At 63.0% G+C, this 16,374-nt stretch carries 18 protein-coding genes; 12 read left to right on the forward strand and 6 right to left on the reverse strand.

What is annotated here, in order from left to right; translation table 11 throughout:
• From ACI3KW_RS19940 to ACI3KW_RS19960, 5 genes are all read left to right on the forward strand, one after another.
• The gene (locus ACI3KW_RS19940) at positions 1-507 is read left to right on the forward strand and encodes a sigma-70 family RNA polymerase sigma factor (RefSeq protein ID WP_404849541.1); all 507 of its coding nucleotides are present in this window, start codon (positions 1-3) and stop codon (positions 505-507) included.
• Positions 504-1,301 (forward strand): anti-sigma factor family protein, encoded by a 798-nt coding sequence (locus tag ACI3KW_RS19945; protein WP_404849542.1) that lies wholly within the window; start codon positions 504-506, stop codon positions 1,299-1,301. Before ACI3KW_RS19940 ends, ACI3KW_RS19945 begins: the two co-directional genes overlap by 4 nt.
• A gap of 782 nt (positions 1,302-2,083) precedes the next feature.
• Positions 2,084-3,271: an L-lactate dehydrogenase gene (locus ACI3KW_RS19950; RefSeq protein WP_404849543.1), complete on the forward strand. Its 1,188-nt coding sequence runs from the start codon at positions 2,084-2,086 to the stop codon at positions 3,269-3,271.
• A gap of 57 nt (positions 3,272-3,328) precedes the next feature.
• Positions 3,329-4,234 (forward strand): SMP-30/gluconolactonase/LRE family protein, encoded by a 906-nt coding sequence (locus ACI3KW_RS19955; protein ID WP_404849544.1) that lies wholly within the window; start codon positions 3,329-3,331, stop codon positions 4,232-4,234.
• The gene (locus ACI3KW_RS19960) at positions 4,231-4,863 is read left to right on the forward strand and encodes a class I SAM-dependent methyltransferase (RefSeq protein WP_404849545.1); all 633 of its coding nucleotides are present in this window, start codon (positions 4,231-4,233) and stop codon (positions 4,861-4,863) included. Before ACI3KW_RS19955 ends, ACI3KW_RS19960 begins: the two co-directional genes overlap by 4 nt.
• 16 nt (positions 4,864-4,879) lie before the next feature.
• Here the strand turns inward: ACI3KW_RS19960 and ACI3KW_RS19965 are convergent, their stop codons facing one another.
• The gene (locus tag ACI3KW_RS19965) at positions 4,880-6,430 is read right to left on the reverse strand and encodes a UxaA family hydrolase (protein ID WP_404849546.1); all 1,551 of its coding nucleotides are present in this window, start codon (positions 6,428-6,430) and stop codon (positions 4,880-4,882) included.
• 123 nt (positions 6,431-6,553) lie between these two features.
• On the opposite strand from ACI3KW_RS19965, the gene ACI3KW_RS19970 reads away from it, so the two are divergent.
• Genes ACI3KW_RS19970 through ACI3KW_RS19980 form a run of 3 tightly spaced genes read left to right on the forward strand, consistent with a single transcriptional unit; the run spans position 6,554 to position 8,650 of the window.
• Positions 6,554-7,297: a GntR family transcriptional regulator gene (locus ACI3KW_RS19970; RefSeq protein WP_262171451.1), complete on the forward strand. Its 744-nt coding sequence runs from the start codon at positions 6,554-6,556 to the stop codon at positions 7,295-7,297.
• 30 nt (positions 7,298-7,327) lie between these two features.
• Positions 7,328-7,762: an RbsD/FucU family protein gene (locus ACI3KW_RS19975; RefSeq protein WP_404849547.1), complete on the forward strand. Its 435-nt coding sequence runs from the start codon at positions 7,328-7,330 to the stop codon at positions 7,760-7,762.
• A gap of 36 nt (positions 7,763-7,798) precedes the next feature.
• Positions 7,799-8,650, forward strand: coding sequence for a fumarylacetoacetate hydrolase family protein (locus tag ACI3KW_RS19980; protein ID WP_404849548.1), 852 nt, complete (start codon positions 7,799-7,801; stop codon positions 8,648-8,650).
• A gap of 205 nt (positions 8,651-8,855) precedes the next feature.
• On the opposite strand, the gene ACI3KW_RS19985 is transcribed toward ACI3KW_RS19980, so the two are convergent.
• A complete protein-coding gene (locus tag ACI3KW_RS19985) occupies positions 8,856-9,254 on the reverse strand; it encodes a RidA family protein (RefSeq protein ID WP_404849549.1) in 399 nt (132 codons plus the stop codon).
• A 107-nt stretch (positions 9,255-9,361) separates the two neighbouring features.
• Here ACI3KW_RS19985 and ACI3KW_RS19990 point away from each other — a divergent pair, with 107 nt between their 5' ends.
• Together ACI3KW_RS19990 and ACI3KW_RS19995 are read left to right on the forward strand one after the other, a co-directional pair.
• Complete coding sequence (locus ACI3KW_RS19990; protein WP_162740464.1) at positions 9,362-10,063, forward strand: DedA family protein; 702 nt, start codon at positions 9,362-9,364, stop codon at positions 10,061-10,063.
• A 47-nt stretch (positions 10,064-10,110) separates the two neighbouring features.
• Positions 10,111-10,407, forward strand: coding sequence for a GNAT family N-acetyltransferase (locus ACI3KW_RS19995; RefSeq protein ID WP_404849550.1), 297 nt, complete (start codon positions 10,111-10,113; stop codon positions 10,405-10,407).
• Here ACI3KW_RS19995 and ACI3KW_RS20000 read toward each other — a convergent pair.
• Positions 10,404-11,453 (reverse strand): DUF3298 domain-containing protein, encoded by a 1,050-nt coding sequence (locus ACI3KW_RS20000; protein WP_404849551.1) that lies wholly within the window; start codon positions 11,451-11,453, stop codon positions 10,404-10,406. The two genes, ACI3KW_RS19995 and ACI3KW_RS20000, sit on opposite strands and share 4 nt — an antisense overlap.
• 151 nt (positions 11,454-11,604) lie before the next feature.
• Here ACI3KW_RS20000 and ACI3KW_RS20005 point away from each other — a divergent pair, with 151 nt between their 5' ends.
• Entirely contained in the window at positions 11,605-12,051 is a 447-nt protein-coding gene (locus ACI3KW_RS20005) for a hypothetical protein (protein WP_404849552.1), read from the forward strand.
• 5 nt (positions 12,052-12,056) lie between these two features.
• On the opposite strand, the gene ACI3KW_RS20010 is transcribed toward ACI3KW_RS20005, so the two are convergent.
• Positions 12,057-12,656, reverse strand: a complete 600-nt coding sequence (locus tag ACI3KW_RS20010) for an alpha/beta hydrolase (protein ID WP_404849553.1) — start codon at positions 12,654-12,656, stop codon at positions 12,057-12,059.
• Between the two features lie 140 nt (positions 12,657-12,796).
• Between ACI3KW_RS20010 and ACI3KW_RS20015 the strand changes: the two genes are divergently transcribed.
• Entirely contained in the window at positions 12,797-14,191 is a 1,395-nt protein-coding gene (locus ACI3KW_RS20015; RefSeq protein ID WP_404849585.1) for an L-serine ammonia-lyase, read from the forward strand.
• Positions 14,192-14,197: 6 nt separating this feature from the next.
• Here ACI3KW_RS20015 and ACI3KW_RS20020 read toward each other — a convergent pair whose 3' ends face one another.
• Together ACI3KW_RS20020 and ACI3KW_RS20025 are read right to left on the reverse strand one after the other, a co-directional pair.
• A complete protein-coding gene (locus ACI3KW_RS20020) occupies positions 14,198-15,625 on the reverse strand; it encodes a mannose-1-phosphate guanylyltransferase/mannose-6-phosphate isomerase (RefSeq protein WP_404849554.1) in 1,428 nt (475 codons plus the stop codon).
• A gap of 42 nt (positions 15,626-15,667) precedes the next feature.
• Entirely contained in the window at positions 15,668-16,339 is a 672-nt protein-coding gene (locus tag ACI3KW_RS20025; RefSeq protein ID WP_404849555.1) for a GntR family transcriptional regulator, read from the reverse strand.
• Positions 16,340-16,374 lie beyond the last annotated feature (35 nt).

Here is a 16,374-nt window from a genome sequence, read left to right on the forward strand (position 1 = left end):
TTGCAAGATTTTCTCGACCAGATCGAAGCCTGCGTGCCGGCCCTCAGGCGTTATGCCCGGGCGCTGACGCGCAATATCGATCTGGCCGATGATCTGGTGCAGGATTGCCTGGAACGCGCCATTTCCCGGCGCGGACTATTTCGCCCCAGTGGCGAGGTCCGCGCCTGGCTGTTCACCATCCTGGTCAATCTCTATCGCAATAGCCTGCGCGCCACGCGCCGGCACGGCACGTTCCTGGCCATGGACGCCATTGCCGAGCCGGGAGCGCCCGCGCCCCAGCCCGGCCATATCGCGCTGGCCGAAATGGCACGCGCCATCGAAACCCTGCCGCTTGAACAGAAGGAAGCCATTCTCTTGGTTGCATTGGAGGGCCTCCCCTATGCCGAGGCCGCCGACATTTTGAAGATTCCGCTCGGCACGTTGATGTCCCGGCTGGGCCGCGCCCGTGCGGCGCTGCGGCTAGCCACCGGCAACCCGGCCGAGCCGCATCTGAGGACGGTCAAATGAGCGAGTTCACCAGCGATAGATTGCTGGCCTTTGCCGATGGGCAATTGCCGGAAGCCGAGCGCGCTGCGGTGGAAGCCCATCTGGCCGCCAATCCCGATCTCGCCGCCGAAATCGCCGCCTGGCAGCGCCAGTCCGATGCCTTGCGCACGCTGTTTGGTCCGGCCGGCGCCGAACCCGTACCCGCCCGCCTGCGGCCCCGCCGCATAGCGGCTGAGCTGGGTCGCCGCCGCAGCAGTGCTTTTGGTTGGGCCGCCGCCGCATTGGTGCTGGTCGGCCTGGGTCTGGGCGCCGGCTGGTTTGCCCGACCGCTGTTTGATGCCGAGCCATCGAGCCAATATCTGATTGCCGACGCGGTCAATGCGCACACGGTGTTCGTCGCCGAAAACCGGCATGCCGTGGAAGTGCCCGGCAGCGATAGCGAGCACCTGTCCAGCTGGCTCTCCAACCGTCTCGACACCAATCTGGGCATGCCCGATCTGAGTGCCGAAGGCTTTACGCTGGTGGGCGGGCGCCTCTTGCCGGGCGAACCCAGTCGCGGCGGCCGCGCCGCCCAGCTGATGTATGAAAACGCCGCCAAGCAGCGCATCACCGTCTATGTCACCGCCGCCCTGCCCGACCGCGCCCCCGCCTATCAATTCGCCAGCCAGGACGGCGCCGAAGCCTTCTATTGGGCCAATGCCCGCATCACCTGTACAGTGGTAGGCACCCTGCCCGAGGCAGAAATGAAGACCGTGTCGCGGGCGGTGTATCAGCAGCTGACCGAGGGCGATGTGGCACGGGCGAACTGGGGTTAGCGCCCTAAGCTACCCCACCCACGGCGTCATTCCGGCGCAGGCCGGAATCCAGGTCCGTGGCAATCCGCATGCATCCAGCGCCGGGATGGCCTTCAGCATGGATTCCGGCCTGCGCCGGAATGACACCGTGGTTGTTCGAGCGATCCCAGAATCATCCCCAATCTCCCCTCCCCACCGCTCTTCCTCGGGCCCGACCCGAGGGCCACTCGCCACTTGCGCCGGATTGGGAAGGGCCCTCGGGACAAGCCCGAGGGAGAGCGGTGACATTGAGGGCAATGGTGGCATGCACCCCACAATGTCATTCCCGCGAAAGCGGGAACCTCTGTTTCGGGATGCTGAAGAAAGCAAACAGAGGTTCCCGCTTTCGCGGGGATGACATTGTGGTTGGGGGACAGCAAAGAGCTCACCTATCCATTTTATCCCCCACCCCCAAAACCTGCCCCATACTCCCTCCATCTTCCGGGACACGGGCGGCGCTGCAGCGACGAGCGTCCGGAAGCCAGCCGGGGGAGTGGGGGTCGCGCTTCGCTCGGGGTCGAGCGGACGAGGCAATCGGGCGGGCGCTACGGCAAACGCTGGGGTCTGCGATCGCGCCGTCCGAAAAAGTCCCGGCACCCCGAGACGGTTTCCGTCTCATTTTTAAACTCATCACGAGGCGAAAGCCGTCTCGGGGTCCGTCCGTCTATTTGACAACCGCACCAGGCGGCGCTTCCGCATGGCCAATTGACGACTAACATGTTAGTTGCTAGGCCAGCGCCAGACCATTCCCCGGAGCCCGCGCCATGCCGTCCCTCGACAAGATTCTCACCATCGAAGAAATGATGGCCGCGGCGAAGCGCAAGGTGCCCAAGCAATTCTTCGACTATGCCGATAGCGGCGCCTGGACCGAGAGCACCTATCGCGCCAATCAGGAAGATTTTCAGAAGATCAAGCTGCGCCAGCGCGTGGCAGTCAATATGGACGGGCGCAGCCTTGCCACCACCATGACCGGCGAGAAGGCCAGCATGCCTGTGGCTATTGCGCCCACGGGCCTCACCGGCATGCAAAACGCCGATGGCGAGATCAAAGCCGCTCGCGCCGCTGAGAAATTCGGCGTGCCCTTTACCCTCTCCACCATGGCGATCTGCTCCATCGAGGACGTCGCCGAGAACACCAGCAAGCCGTTCTGGTTCCAGCTTTATGTGATGCGCGACCGCGCCTTTATCGAGCGGCTGATCGATCGCGCCAAGGCGGCCAAATGCTCGGCCCTGGTGCTGACCATGGACCTGCAGATTCTGGGCCAGCGCCACAAGGATTTGCGCAATGGCATGTCCGCCCCGCCCAAATTCACCCCGCGCTTCGTCTTTGAAATGGCTCGCAAGCCGGGCTGGGCCCTGGGCATGCTGGGCACCAAGCGCCGCAGCTTCCGCAATATTGTCGGCCATGTCGAAAATGCCGGCGATCTCTCCAAGCTGTCGGCCTGGACCGCCAATCAGTTCGATCCGGCGCTGAGCTGGAAGGACGTCGCCTGGGTCAAGGAGCGCTTTGGTGGCCCGGTCATCGTCAAGGGTATCCTCGACGCCGAGGACGCCAAGGCCGCTGTCGCCCATGGCGCCGACGCCATTATTGTCTCCAATCATGGCGGCCGCCAGCTCGATGGCGCCCCCTCATCGATCCGTGTGCTGCCCGAAATCGTCGATGCCGTGGGCAATCTTACCGATATCTATCTCGATGGCGGCATCCGCTCCGGCCAGGACGTGCTCAAGGCCATGGCCTTGGGCGCCAAGGGCACCTTTATCGGCCGCGCCTTTCTTTGGGGCCTGGGCGCCGGCGGGGAAGCCGGCGTCACCCGCACCCTCGAAATCATCCAGCGCGAACTCGATATCACCATGGCGCTCTGCGGCGAGCGCGACATCCGCAATGTCGGCCTGCACAATATCTATTCCATCGACCTGCCGCCGCGGAATTCTCCGCTCGGTGCCAACGGCTAGCCTTGCCAGCGCCCCGGCCTTCCTCTCAAATGCTTGCAAAAAATATGGAGGAATACGATGGCCGGGGTTCTTGAGCGCATCGACAGCAAATTCAACGACCTGACCATCGGCAGCGCCGCCTTGGAAGTGCTCTACGACCAATGCCGCTGGGCCGAAGGGCCGGTGTGGTTCGGCGATGCCAATGCGTTGGTGTGGAGCGACATTCCCAACAACCGCATGCTGCGCTGGGTCCCCGATGGCGGCGTGAGTGCGTTTCGCACGCCCTCCAATTACGTCAATGGCAATACGCGGGACCGGCAGGGGCGGCTGATTTCCTGCTCGCATGGCGCCCGGGCCGTGCTGCGCACCGAAATCGATGGGACCATCACCACATTGGTCGATCGCTACCAGGGCAAGCGGCTGAATTCCCCCAATGATGTCGTGGTCAAATCCGACGGCACGATCTGGTTCACCGACCCGCCCTACGGCATTCTGTCCGACTATGAGGGACATAAATCGGACCAGGAACAGGCGGGCTGCTATGTCTACCGCTTCGATCCGGCTGATGGTTCGCTCACCGTGGTAGCCGACGATTTCGCCAAGCCCAATGGGCTGGCCTTTTCGCCCGACGAAAGCCTGCTCTATGTCTCCGACACCGGCCGCAGCCATAATCCAGACTGGCCGGCCCAGATCCGCAAATTCACCGTCAATGGCGATCGGCTGACCAATCCGGGCGTCTTTGCCGATATCGATTCTGGCCTGCCCGATGGCTTCCGCCTCGATATTGAGGGCAATATCTGGACCAGCGCCGGCCCCGGCGTGAACGTCTACAATCCGGCCGGCGCGCTGCTCGGCCGCATTCATACCGGGCAATCCACCTCCAACGTCGCCTTTGGCGGCCCGGCCCGCAACCGGCTCTTCATCACCTCGAGCCAGTATTTGATGTCGATCTACGTCACCGCCACCGGCCTGCAATATCCTTGATCGATCGCAATGCTGCCATCGCCCGATATCTGCGGCTCGAACCCGTCCCGAGCCTGCCGGATATCAAGCTTTACACCGCCCATTCCGGCAGCCGGCTATCGCAATTTGCTGGCGATGAGGACGATCCGCCGGCGCCCTATTGGGCCTATCAATGGGCCGGCGGGCTGGCTTTGGCCCATCATTTCCGGGCTCACCTCGGATTGGTAGCGGGCCAACGCCTGCTCGACCTGGGCGCCGGCTCGGGCCTCGTCGCCATCGTCGCGGCGAGATTGGGAGCCGAAGCCAGTGCCGCCGAAATCGACCCCAACGGTCGCGCCGCCATCGCCCTCAATGCAACAGCCAACGGCGTCGCCCTTCCGCTGATCGACATCGACTTGCGCGGCGCGCCACCCCAAAATATCGACCTGATCGCCGCCGGCGACGTCTTCTACAATGCCGAGATCGCCAGGCTTATGCTGCCCTTCCTCGTCCGCTGCGCCGAGGCAGGCATAGCGGTACTGATCGGCGACCCCGACCGCCGCGACCTGCCCCACCAAAGCCTCACCCGCCTCGCCTCTTATGCAGTCGGCGACGTGGGGGACCAGCGCAGCAGCACGGATCGGACGGGGTCAGTCTATGCACTCAAATAGACGCCTTGCTGGCGGCTTACATCGTCGCCCCGACCTGCCAGGGCACGAATTCGTTGTCGCCATAGCCCAGGGCTTCGGACTTCGTGGCTTCGCCCGAGGCGACGCGCAGCATGAGATCAAAAATCTCCTGCCCCTTGGCTTCGATGGACACGCCCTCGACGATATCGCCGCAATTGATGTCCATGTCGTCGGTCATCCGGCCATACATGTCCGAATTGGTGGCGAGCTTGATCGAGGGCACCGGCTTACAGCCATAAGCCGAACCGCGCCCGGTCGTGAAGGCCAGGATATTGGCCCCGCCCGCCACCTGCCCCGTTGCCGAGACCGGATCGAAGCCGGGCGTGTCCATGAACACAAAGCCCTTCTCGGTGACCTTTTCGGCATATTCATAAACCGCGGTCAGCGGCGTCGTGCCGCCCTTGGCCGCAGCGCCGAGCGACTTTTCGAGGATGGTGGTCAGCCCGCCCAGCTTGTTGCCGGGGGAGGGATTGTTGTTCATCTCGCCATGGTTGCGGGCGGTGTAATCCTCCCACCAATGGATACGGTTGATCAGCTTTTCCCCGACCTCGCGCGATACTGCACGGCGGGTCAGCAGATGCTCGGCACCGTAGATTTCTGGCGTTTCGCTCAGGATCGCCGTGCCGCCATTGCGCACCAGGATGTCGGCGGCATAGCCGAGGGCCGGATTGGCGGTAATGCCGGAATAGCCGTCCGAGCCGCCGCATTGCAGCGCCAGCGTCAATTCGGATGCGTCGATGGTTTCCCGCCTGGCGCGGGCGGCCACCGGCAGCATTTCCTTCATGCGCTCAATGCCCCATTCGATGATCTTCTTGGTGCCGCCCGATTCCTGGATGGTCATGGTCTGGAATGTGTCGCTTTCGACAATCCCATACATTTCCTTCATCCGGCCGATCTGGAACACTTCGCAGCCCAGCCCGACCAGCATGGCCGCGCCCAGATTGGGGTTGGACGTATAGCCCCATTGCGTGCGCTTGAGGATGTCGAAGCCCTCGCCGCGCGATTCCATGCCGCAGCCCGTGCCATGCACGAAGGGCACGACGCCATCGATCTCGGGATAATCGTCCAATATCCCCGAGCGGTTGATGCCCTCGGCGATGAATTTGGCGACGGTGGCCGAGCAATTGACCGAGGTCAGGATGCCCACATAATTGCGGGTGCCGACACTGCCATTGGCGCGGCGATAGCCTTCGAACGTGGCGCGCTGGCCCACCGGGATCATCTCGGGCGGGATGGCGCCTTCGGCAAAGGCATAATCGTGCTTGAGGCTGCCATCGGCGCCGCCCATGCCGCAATTGTGCTCATGCACCCAATCGCCCGGCGGAATGGCTTCCTTGGCAAAGCCGATAATCTGCCCGAACTTGACGATGGCCTCGCCGGCCCGGATCCCCTGGGTGGCAAATTTGTGCCCCTTGGGCACGCGGCGCTTGATGGTGACGCCTTGCGGGGTGTCGCTGCCCACCTCCAGATTGGCAAGCGCCACGGCAATATTGTCGGCCGGGTTCAACACCAGCGTACGGCTTTGGGGACGGGTCAGGGTTTCGGACATGGAGGGGCTTTCGGGGTCGGATCTCAACTGCGCTTTACCTGCATCCCTTTTGCCTCCAGATTGCGCGCAATCCTGAGCTATTGGACGATTGTAAAACATCACTTCTCTAACTAACATGTTAGCATGATATCGGCAGAAAGTCCCTACCATTTTCTTGCACGCCCAACGGCGCTGACGCGCGGCAGCGTCACGCTGGACGTGACCAATGTGCTGCGCCAGGCGATCGTCACGCTGGCGCTGGCGCCGGGGCAAAGCATCGATAAATCAGCCATTTGTGAGCAATTGGGTGTCTCCCGCTTTCCGGTCAGCGAAGCGCTGGCGCGCTTGGCCGCCGAAGGGCTGGTCGATATCGCCCCGCAGCGCGGCTCGACCGTCTCGCTGGTCAAAATCGCCGATGTCCGCGAATATATGCTGATCCGCAAGGCGCTGGAGAGCGAGGCCTTGCGGGTGCTGATCGGCAATATCGACCACGATGTCATCACGGCGCTCCATGCCAATATGGCGGCGCAACGCGATGCCGCAGCGCGCGACGATGCCGAAGCCTTCCATCAGATCGATATCGATTTCCACGACATCATCTTCCGCTCGATGCGGTTTTCCAAGATCAAGGGCATTATCGATTCGGCGCGGGCCAATCTGGATCGCGCCCGGCGCTTGATCATCACGCCGCGCCGGCTGGCGCTGACCATTGCCGAGCACCAGGCCATTTTCGCCGGCATTCTGGCCGAGAACCAGGAGCAGGCCATCGCCGCCATCCGCGCCCATATCGACGCGGTCATGGTCGAACTCTTCGCCTTTGCGCGCGACAATCCCGAGCCCTTTGCCGATGGCAAGACGCTCGAGGAGGAGACGTTTCCATTCGGCTGATCACCCAGCCGGTGTCCAGGGAGGACATTTATGCTCAAGAATCTTCCGCCGCTGCTCGGCCCCGATCTGCTGGGCATTCTGCGGGCCATGGGGCATGGCGATGAAATCGCCATTGTCGACGCCAATTACCCGGCGGATTCCGCTGGCCCGGTTTTGGTGCGGCTCGACGGCATTGCGGCCACCGACGTGCTCGACGCCATCCTCACGGTCATGCCGCTCGACGACTTTGTCGATCAGGCCGCGATCTGCATGCAGGTGGTGGGCAATGCGGGCAAGCGCGAACCGGTAATGGACGCCTTCGAGGCCATTATCAAACAGCATGAGCCGGCCATGGGCCTCTCCTCGCTGGAACGCTTTGCCTTCTACGAGCGGGTCAAGACCGGCTACGCCATCGTGCAGACCGGGGAAAGCCGGCTCTACGGCAATATCATTCTCAAAAAGGGCATTATCCGCCCCAAGGGCTGAGCTGCCGCATTCGACTATTTCTGGAGAACCTGACCTATGAAACTGCTTCGTGTTGGCGCCAAGGGTGCCGAAAAGCCGGCAATCCTGGCCGAAGACGGCTCGATCCGCGACCTCTCGGGCATTGTCGGCGATATCGGCGGGGAGACGCTGACGCCCGAGGGCCTGGCCAAGATCCGTGCCACCGATATCGGTGTGCTGCCCAAGCTCGATGCCGGCCAGCGCATCGGCTCCTGCGTCGCCAATGTCGGCAAGTTCATCTGCATTGGCCTCAACTATGCCGACCATGCCGCCGAAACCGGCGCGCCCATTCCGGCCGAGCCCATCATCTTCATGAAGGCCACCAGCGCCATTATCGGCCCCAATGACGATGTGATCATTCCCAAGAATGCCATCAAGCCCGATTGGGAAGTCGAGCTGGGCGTGATCATCGGCAAGGAAGCCCGCTATATCGAGGAGGCTGACGCGCTCGATCACGTCGCCGGCTATTGCGTGGTCAATGACGTGTCCGAACGTCATTTCCAGACCGAACGTGGCGGCACCTGGGACAAGGGCAAGGGCAGCGATACGTTCGGGCCGATCGGCCCCTGGCTCGTCACCAAGGACGAAGTGGCCGATCCCCAGCAATTGGGCATGTGGCTCGATGTCGACGGCCACCGCTACCAGAACGGCTCCACCAAAACGATGATCTTCGGTGTCGCCAATGTGGTCGCCTATGTCAGCCAGTTCATGAGCCTGCAGCCCGGCGACATCATCTCCACCGGTACCCCGCCCGGCGTCGGCATGGGCATCAAGCCGAACCCAGTCTGGCTCAAGCCCGGCAATGTGATGCGGCTGGGCATCGAGGGCCTGGGTGAGCAGCAGCAGAATGTGAAGGCTTATGGGGCTTAGCAGCCCATAAGCAAATCCCCCCGCGCCCACGAAAGGCTGGCTCTTTCTTCCTTCTCCCCTTGAGGGAGAAGGTGCCCGAAGGGCGGATGAGGGGTCTCTTCCTTCTGCATCAAAGCAATGGGCGAGCGCAGCACCCCTCACCCTGGCATTTCTGCTGAACGCAGAAATGCCGTCCCTCTCCCTCAAGGGGAGAGGGGAGGAAGGGCTAGGCCGGCCGCTTGGCTACCAGATCGATTTCCACCAACGCGCCGACGGCCAGGGCCGTCACCCCCACTGTGGTGCGCGCCGGCAACTTCCCTGGCTCAAAAAAGCTCGGCCACAAGGTATTGAGCGCGGCATAATCGCGTTCGAACTGCGTTAGATAAATCCGGGCCATGGTCACATGCTCGAGGCCCAGCCCGATCCCGCCCAGCACGACGCGCAAATTCTCCACGACCCGCTTGGTCTGCGCCTCGATCCCCTCCACCAATGGTGCGTCGGGTGCGGCCGGATCGGTGGGCATCTGGCCGGTCACGAAGACCCAGCCATCGACCTCGACCGCATGGGAAAATGGGGCCACCGGGCGTGGCCCGGATGCCACCATGTGGTAAATCGGCTCACTCATTGCATAACTCCAGTGTGATCATGCTTGAGCCTGGGTGCGGCACCAGCCATAAGTCAATCTCCGGCGGGCAGTTCGCACCGCTATCAGCGCTGCGGAGCAGTCGGTTCATGTTCGAGTTCTTCCACACGATCTCGCTCTATCTCGAGACTTTCCTCGATGCCATTTCCGGCAATTTCTGGCTGACCTTCTGGTTCATTTTCGGCGTTGCCATCGGCGAGGCCGTGTTCATCCTCGGCCTATTCGTGCCCTCGACGCCAGTTCTGCTGATGGCGGGCGGCATTATTGCCGAGGGACGGTTGCCGTTCTGGGAAGTGTATTTTGCCGCGGTGATCGGCGCCATTATCGGCGACGCCATCTCCTATACGATCGGCCATTTCCTCAAGGACAAGATCAAGACCATGTGGCCCTTCCGCAACCATGTGGACCTGATCACAAGGGGCGAAGTATTCTTTGCCAAGCATGGCGGCAAGGCGGTGTTCATCGGGCGCTTCATTCCCGGCGTCAAAGCGGTGATCCCCGGCGTCGCCGGTATCATGGGCATGCGCTATGGCCATTTCACCGTGATCAATGTGACCTCGGCCTTTGTCTGGGCCGCCGCCCATATCCTGCCCGGCATGCTGCTGACGGCGTGGCTCAAATCCATTGGCCTGTCGCTCGAACTGGTCATCGTGGTAGGCGCGCTGGTGTTGACTGTGCTGTTCCTGGGCCTGCATTATCATCGCCGCATCCTGCTGTTCTTCGCCCCTTGGATGGGCGGCCTGGGCCGCTCGATCCGCGCCCGCTGGGGCAATTCCGACGCGGTCCATTGAGCTTGGACGGGGCCAACCCACATGCAGCGTCAACAGGAGTGCAAATGATGAGTGAAGCCGAACTGATCGTGCAGCGCGAAGACGGCCCGACGCGGGGCCGCTATGTCATCCACCTGGCGCCGGGCTATGATGCCGAAATGACCTTCCGCAAGGAAGCCAATGGCACCATCATCATCGACCATACCGGCGTGCCGCCCGAATATGAGGGCCGTGGCATTGCCGCCAAGCTGGTCAATCGCGCCATCGCCGATGCACGCGAGCAGGGCTTCAAGATCACCCCGCTCTGCTCCTATGTCGTGGCCCAGTTCCGCCGCCACCCCGAATGGGCGGACCTGCGGGCCTAGCTGCCGTAGCGCACCACATCCTGGTTGTCGGCCTTGAATTCTTCGAGCTGGTCCCAGGGAATGGTGACGGTGGGCGCGCCATAGGCATAGGGCGCGATTTCATACTGGTTGAACTGGATCACCAACCCATAGGCGTCCTCGAAGCTCCAGCGGGCCGGGTCGATGATGATCGCCTCCAGGTCCGCATCGTCCGGCATTTGCAGCCAATCACTATGCTCGGCCTCCAGCCCCGTCTTGGCCAGCGCCAGCAGCGCCTTTTCCCAGCCCGCGCCGGCAAATATATCGCTGGCTGCTAGTGCCCGGTGCTCGGGCACGAAATAATGCAGATAGCGGGTAGCGCCATTGCCATGCGCGGCGCCATGGCCGAACCAATAGGTACTGGTTTCCAGCGTAATGCGCGAATTGAGCACCTGCTTGATCACCGCACTATCGACGGAATCGCTGCTGGCTTCGCTATCGTCTTGGGGATTGACCGGAGCCAATGCCGTCCAGTTCTGCTTGATGAAGCCGTTGAAGCTTTCGGCCATGGCGTCGTCATGGTCGAGCAGCGGATAGCTCAGCTCGTGGCTCGCCACTTTCCAATAGGAATCGGGATCGTCCGCCTCATTGGGGTCGGGCATCGCACGGTATTGCGAGGCGACATAAAAACGATGCCCGCCAATCATCCGGCTGGCTTCCAGCACCGTGCTGCGCGCCTTGAATTTTTCCAACAGGCACGCCGCGCTGTCATCGTCGTAAGCGCCTTCGGTCAGTGGTGTTGCAGTGTCGGTGCACACCCGCTGGGCGTAATCGAGCCACACCCGCTGGCCCGCCCGCATTGCCTCGGTGCCATCCTTGGTCAGTCCGCCAATGGCGGTGGCGAAGGTCTTGGCCAATACCTCATCGGCCGCCGACAGTTCGGGCCGGTCGCAGATGGCATGTTCGAACGGAGTGGAGGCCTTGGTGCAATCAAAACTCGCCGCGGCCGCCGGCAGGACGAATGCGGCCGGCGCAGTCAGGCCCCCCAGCATCGCCAATGCGCTCAATAGTTTGATCGTTTTGCTCATCTCGTCCTCCGCAAGCGCATCGCCCGGCCGTTTGTGGCAGCTTTTGCGTCTGAGATCACCCCCTTCGGGCAGCAATATGACCGCAAATCTCCGGCAGTGAACCCGATGGCCGCCGCTCGCGTTGTGGCGGCATGATGCAGAGGAGAAGAGGATGAACCCGCTCGAAACCAAGGTGCGCCGCCTGTTCGACCATTATGGCCGACGCAGCGACGACGCCTTGCAGGACCCGCCCATCGAGGATAGTGGCGGCCATGCCGCCGCCTTTGCCGAATATTTCGTCGGCTCCAGCCCGCAAGGCGTATTCGGCGGACCCAATGACAATGAATTCCGCAAGAAAATCCCCGAGGGCTTCGCCCATTACCGCAAGGTCGGCGGCAAGCACATGACCATCAAGGGCCTGACGGTCACGCCCTTGGATGAGTTGCACGCCATCGCCGATGTCGATTGGGATTTCGCCTATACCAACAAGGCAGGCAAAAGCGGCCATGTGACCTTCACCAATTTCTACTTCATCACCATTGCGTCAGGCGAGCCGAAGATTTTCGCCTATGTGATGCCGGACGAGCAGGGCGCAATGGCGGAGCATGGGCTGGTTTAACGCCCCTACCCCGCCAGAAATCCCTGCGCCGCCCGCAATTCCTCCTGGCGCAATTCATGGCCGCCGGCGTGCCAGACCAATTCGGTCCTGGCGCCATGGGCGGTGAAATAATCGCCCAGCGCCTCGGTCATCGCCACCGAGGCCATGGGATCGCGCTGGCCCGCTGTGATCAGCACCTTGCGGCCGCCGAAATCCACCGCCGGCGGGGTGAAGGGGATCAGCGGGTGCATCAGGATGGTCGCGTCGAACAGCTCCGGCGCGGCAAATTGCACCGCGGCGAGGATATTGGCACCATTGGAATAGCCCAGCCCGACCACGCGCGAAGGCTTGGTCTCATTGCGCCGGGCGGTGACGAAATCGACCATTTGCCGGGTCCGCAGCGCCAGGTCGGCCATGTCATAGACGCCCTCGCCGGTGCGCTTGAAATAGCGCAGCGCGCCATGCTCGCTGACATCACCACGCGGCGTAATAATCCGCGCGCCGGGCAGCAATTGCCCGCCCAGCTCGAAAAACTGGTTCTCGTCCCCGCCCGTACCATGCAGCAGCACGAACAGCGGCGAAGCGGCATCGGCCCCCTTGCCTTCGCGATAGTGATACTCGGCCATGGCTTGTCTCCTTATGTCTTCGCCCTCCGATATCGGGGAAGGCAGGCCGCGGCACAATCGCCCTTCAACGTCACGCACTGTTGCCCAATGGGAAACGATAGTCGCGTTGCGCGTCGCCGCGTTCCATGCACTATACGGCCATGTTCCTATCGATTTTCGACGTCTTCAAGATCGGCATCGGGCCATCGAGTTCCCACACCATGGGGCCGATGAGTGCGGCAAGGCGCTTTCTCGATGAGCTCAAGCACAATGATCGCCCCCGCCCGGCCAATGCCCGCGCCGCCGCGCTGACGGCAAGCCTGCACGGCTCGCTCGCCTATACCGGCATCGGCCATGGCAGCGGTCGCGCCGTCATTCTGGGCCTGTGTGGCGAGGACCCCAAGACGGTCGATCCCGATACGATGGATGCCATTATCGCGGGGGTCGAACGCTCCGGCATGGTGCATCCGCCCGGCCATGCGCCCTATCGCTTCCGGCCGGCTGTCGATCTGGTTTTTGACAAGCGCAATGCCCTGCCCGGCCACCCCAATGGGCTGCAATTTGCCGCGTACGATACCGATGGGCAATTGCTGCTGCGCCGCGCCTATTTCTCCATTGGCGGCGGCTTCGTGGTCAGCGCCGAGGAATTGGAGGCGCTCAAGGATGCGTCGCCCGCCCAGGCCGATGTGCCCTATCCCTTCGCTCACGCCAAGGACATGCTGGCCATGGCCGCTGCCTCGGGCCTGTCCATCGCCGCCATGAAGCGCGCCAATGAGGAAGCCACGACAAAGCGCCTGGCTCTGGATCGCGGCATCGACGAAATCTGGGGCGTGATGAGTTCCTGCATCGACCGGGGCCTGGCCCAGGACGGCATCATGCCGGGCGGGCTCAACGTCAAGCGCCGCGCCCGCTCGATATTCTTGCAGCTCGATGCGCAATGGCAGCGCAATGAATTGACCCCGCTAATAGCCAATGACTGGCTCAGCCTCTACGCCATGGCAGTCAATGAAGAAAATGCCGGCGGCGGCCGTGTCGTCACCGCCCCGACCAATGGCGCGGCCGGGGTGATCCCCGCCGTGATGCGCTATTTCCTCAAATTCAATGCCGCAGCCAGCCCGCAGGACGTGCGCGATTATCTGCTGACCGCCGCCGCCATTGGCGGCATCATCAAGCACAATGCTTCGATTTCGGGCGCCGAAGTGGGCTGCCAGGGCGAAGTCGGCTCGGCCTCGGCCATGGCCGCTGCTGGCCTTTGCGCTATTATGGGCGGCACCCCCGAACAGGTCGAAAACGCCGCCGAAATCGCGCTCGAACACCATCTGGGCATGACCTGCGACCCCGTGGCGGGCCTGGTGCAAATCCCTTGCATCGAACGCAACGCCTTCGGCGCCGTCAAAGCCGTAACCGCGGCTTCTCTGGCTCTGAAGGGCGACGGCACCCATGCCGTGCCGCTCGACGCCTGCATCGAAACCATGCGGCAGACCGGGCTGGATATGTCCGAGCGCTATAAGGAAACGAGCCTGGCAGGGCTGGCTGTCAACGTCGTGGCGTGTTGAGCGCCCCTAAGCCCGCCCGAACTCGTCCTCGATGCGGATGATATCGTCCTCGCCCAGATATGAGCCGGTCTGCACTTCGATCAATTCCAGCTCGATCTTGCCCGGATTGGCCAGCCGGTGCGTGCAGCCCAGCGGCAGGTAGATCGACTGGTTCTCGCTGAGCATGGTGACCACGCCATCCAGCGTCACTTCGGCGGTGCCTCGCACCACGACCCAATGTTCGGAACGGTGATGATGCTTTTGCAGGCTGAGCTTCTTGCCCGGCTTGACGAAGAGGCGCTTGACCTGGAAACGCTCGCCATTGAGCACCGAGGCATAGCCGCCCCAGGGCCGATAGGCGGTGCGGTGAATTTCGGTCAGCCCCACAGTCTCCTTGCCGGCGCGCAGCAGCTTGACCAGCGGCCCCACTTTCTGCGCTTCGGAGAGCTTGCCGACATAGATGGCGTCTTCGCTGGCGATTACCGCGACATCGTCCAGCCCTTCGATGGCGACATGGGCGTGATCGGTGACGACCAGCGAATTGGAGGTATTGCTGAACGTCACCGCGCCGCTGCCGGCATTGCCCGCGGCGTCATGCTCCTGGGCTTTCCAGACCGCGTCCCAGCTGCCCAGGTCCGACCAGCCGAAGCTGACCGCGACCACGGCGGCCCGGCTGGTCTTTTCAAAGATCGCGTAATCGACTGAGATATTGGGCGCGGTGGCGAATGCCGCCTCATCGAGCCGCACGAAATCCAGATCAATCCGTGCCGCTTCCACAGCGCCACTGGCCGCGGCCAGCGTCTCGGGCGACAGCGCCGCGCATTCGGCAAGGAATGCCTCGGCCCCGATCATGAACATGCCCGAATTCCACAGATAGCCACCATCGGCCAGCATCTGTTCGGCCCGTACCAGATCGGGCTTTTCGACGAAGCGCTCGACCGCGCTGACGCCCTCGCCCAAGCCAGCGCCGGCCTTGATATAGCCATAGCCCGTCTCAGGCGCCGTCGGCACGATGCCGAAAGTGACCAGGCGGCCCTCGGCGGCGGCGGTCGCCGCCTGCTGCACCGCCTGCAGATAGCCAGCATCCACAGCCACATCATGATCGGATGGCAGCACGAGCAGCACCGCATCGGGGCCAAAGGTATTGCGCGCATAGACTGCAGCCGCCGCGATCGCTACCGCCGTATTGCGAGCGACCGGCTCGAGCAGCACACCGGCCAGCGGCGCGCCCATTTCGCTGGCCTGCTCGGCCACGATGAAGCGGTAATCGGCATTGGTGATGATGATGGCGGGGGTATAGACCTGCCCGTCCGCCACCCGCTCCAGCGTCTGCTGGAACAGGCTCTGTGCCCCCGTCAGCGGCAAAAACTGCTTGGGCCGCGCCGCGCGCGACATCGGCCACAGCCGCGTGCCCTGGCCGCCGGCCAGGATGACGGGTACGATACGAGAACTCATACAAGGCTCCAACTCAGACGAGGCCGCAACTTAGCCAGTTCCTCACGCCGCCGCAAACCGGGCATGCGAGCGCTCGATATGGCGGCGCATGGCCTGCTCGGCGGCAGCGGGATCGCGCGCCTTGATGGCGGCCACCAGCGCCTCGTGCTCGTCCAGCACGGTCCGGGTCACGCGGGGCTCGCGCACCAGCCGGAACAGGTGGACATGGGCATGCAGCCCTGCCAGCGCCTGCAACAGCAAGGCATTGTCGGCACTGACGGCAATCTGGTCGTGAAACGCCATGTCGAGCTGGCCGAACTGGGCATAGGCATCCAGGCCTTCGGCATTGGCCAATCCCGCCATATCGGCGCACAAAGCCTCGATCTGGGCAATCACCGCCTCGGGCATCACCTCGGCGCATTTGCGCGCCGCAAAGGGCTCGATCAGCAGCCGCATTTCATAAAGCTCGGCCAATTGGCGGGCGCTCAATTGCGGCGCCACGCTATAGCCCACCAGATGCGTCTTGACGACCAGCCCCTCGGCCTCGAGCCGCCCCAAAGCCTCGCGGATCGGGGTTTGCGATACGCCCAATTGCCGCGCCAGGGCATCAACGCCTATGCGCCCACCCGGCCCGATTTCCCCGGACATGATGCGCGCGAAAATGGCCGAATAGACTTCGTCGCCCAACCGGGCGGGACGCCGCAACAGGCCCGCAACTGCATTGGGAATGGCCATGCTAGTGACTCACCGACCGATATCCGCGCTCACGA

The sequence above is a fragment of the Devosia sp. ZW T5_3 genome, from assembly GCF_044987315.1.
GTDB lineage: Bacteria > Pseudomonadota > Alphaproteobacteria > Rhizobiales > Devosiaceae > Devosia.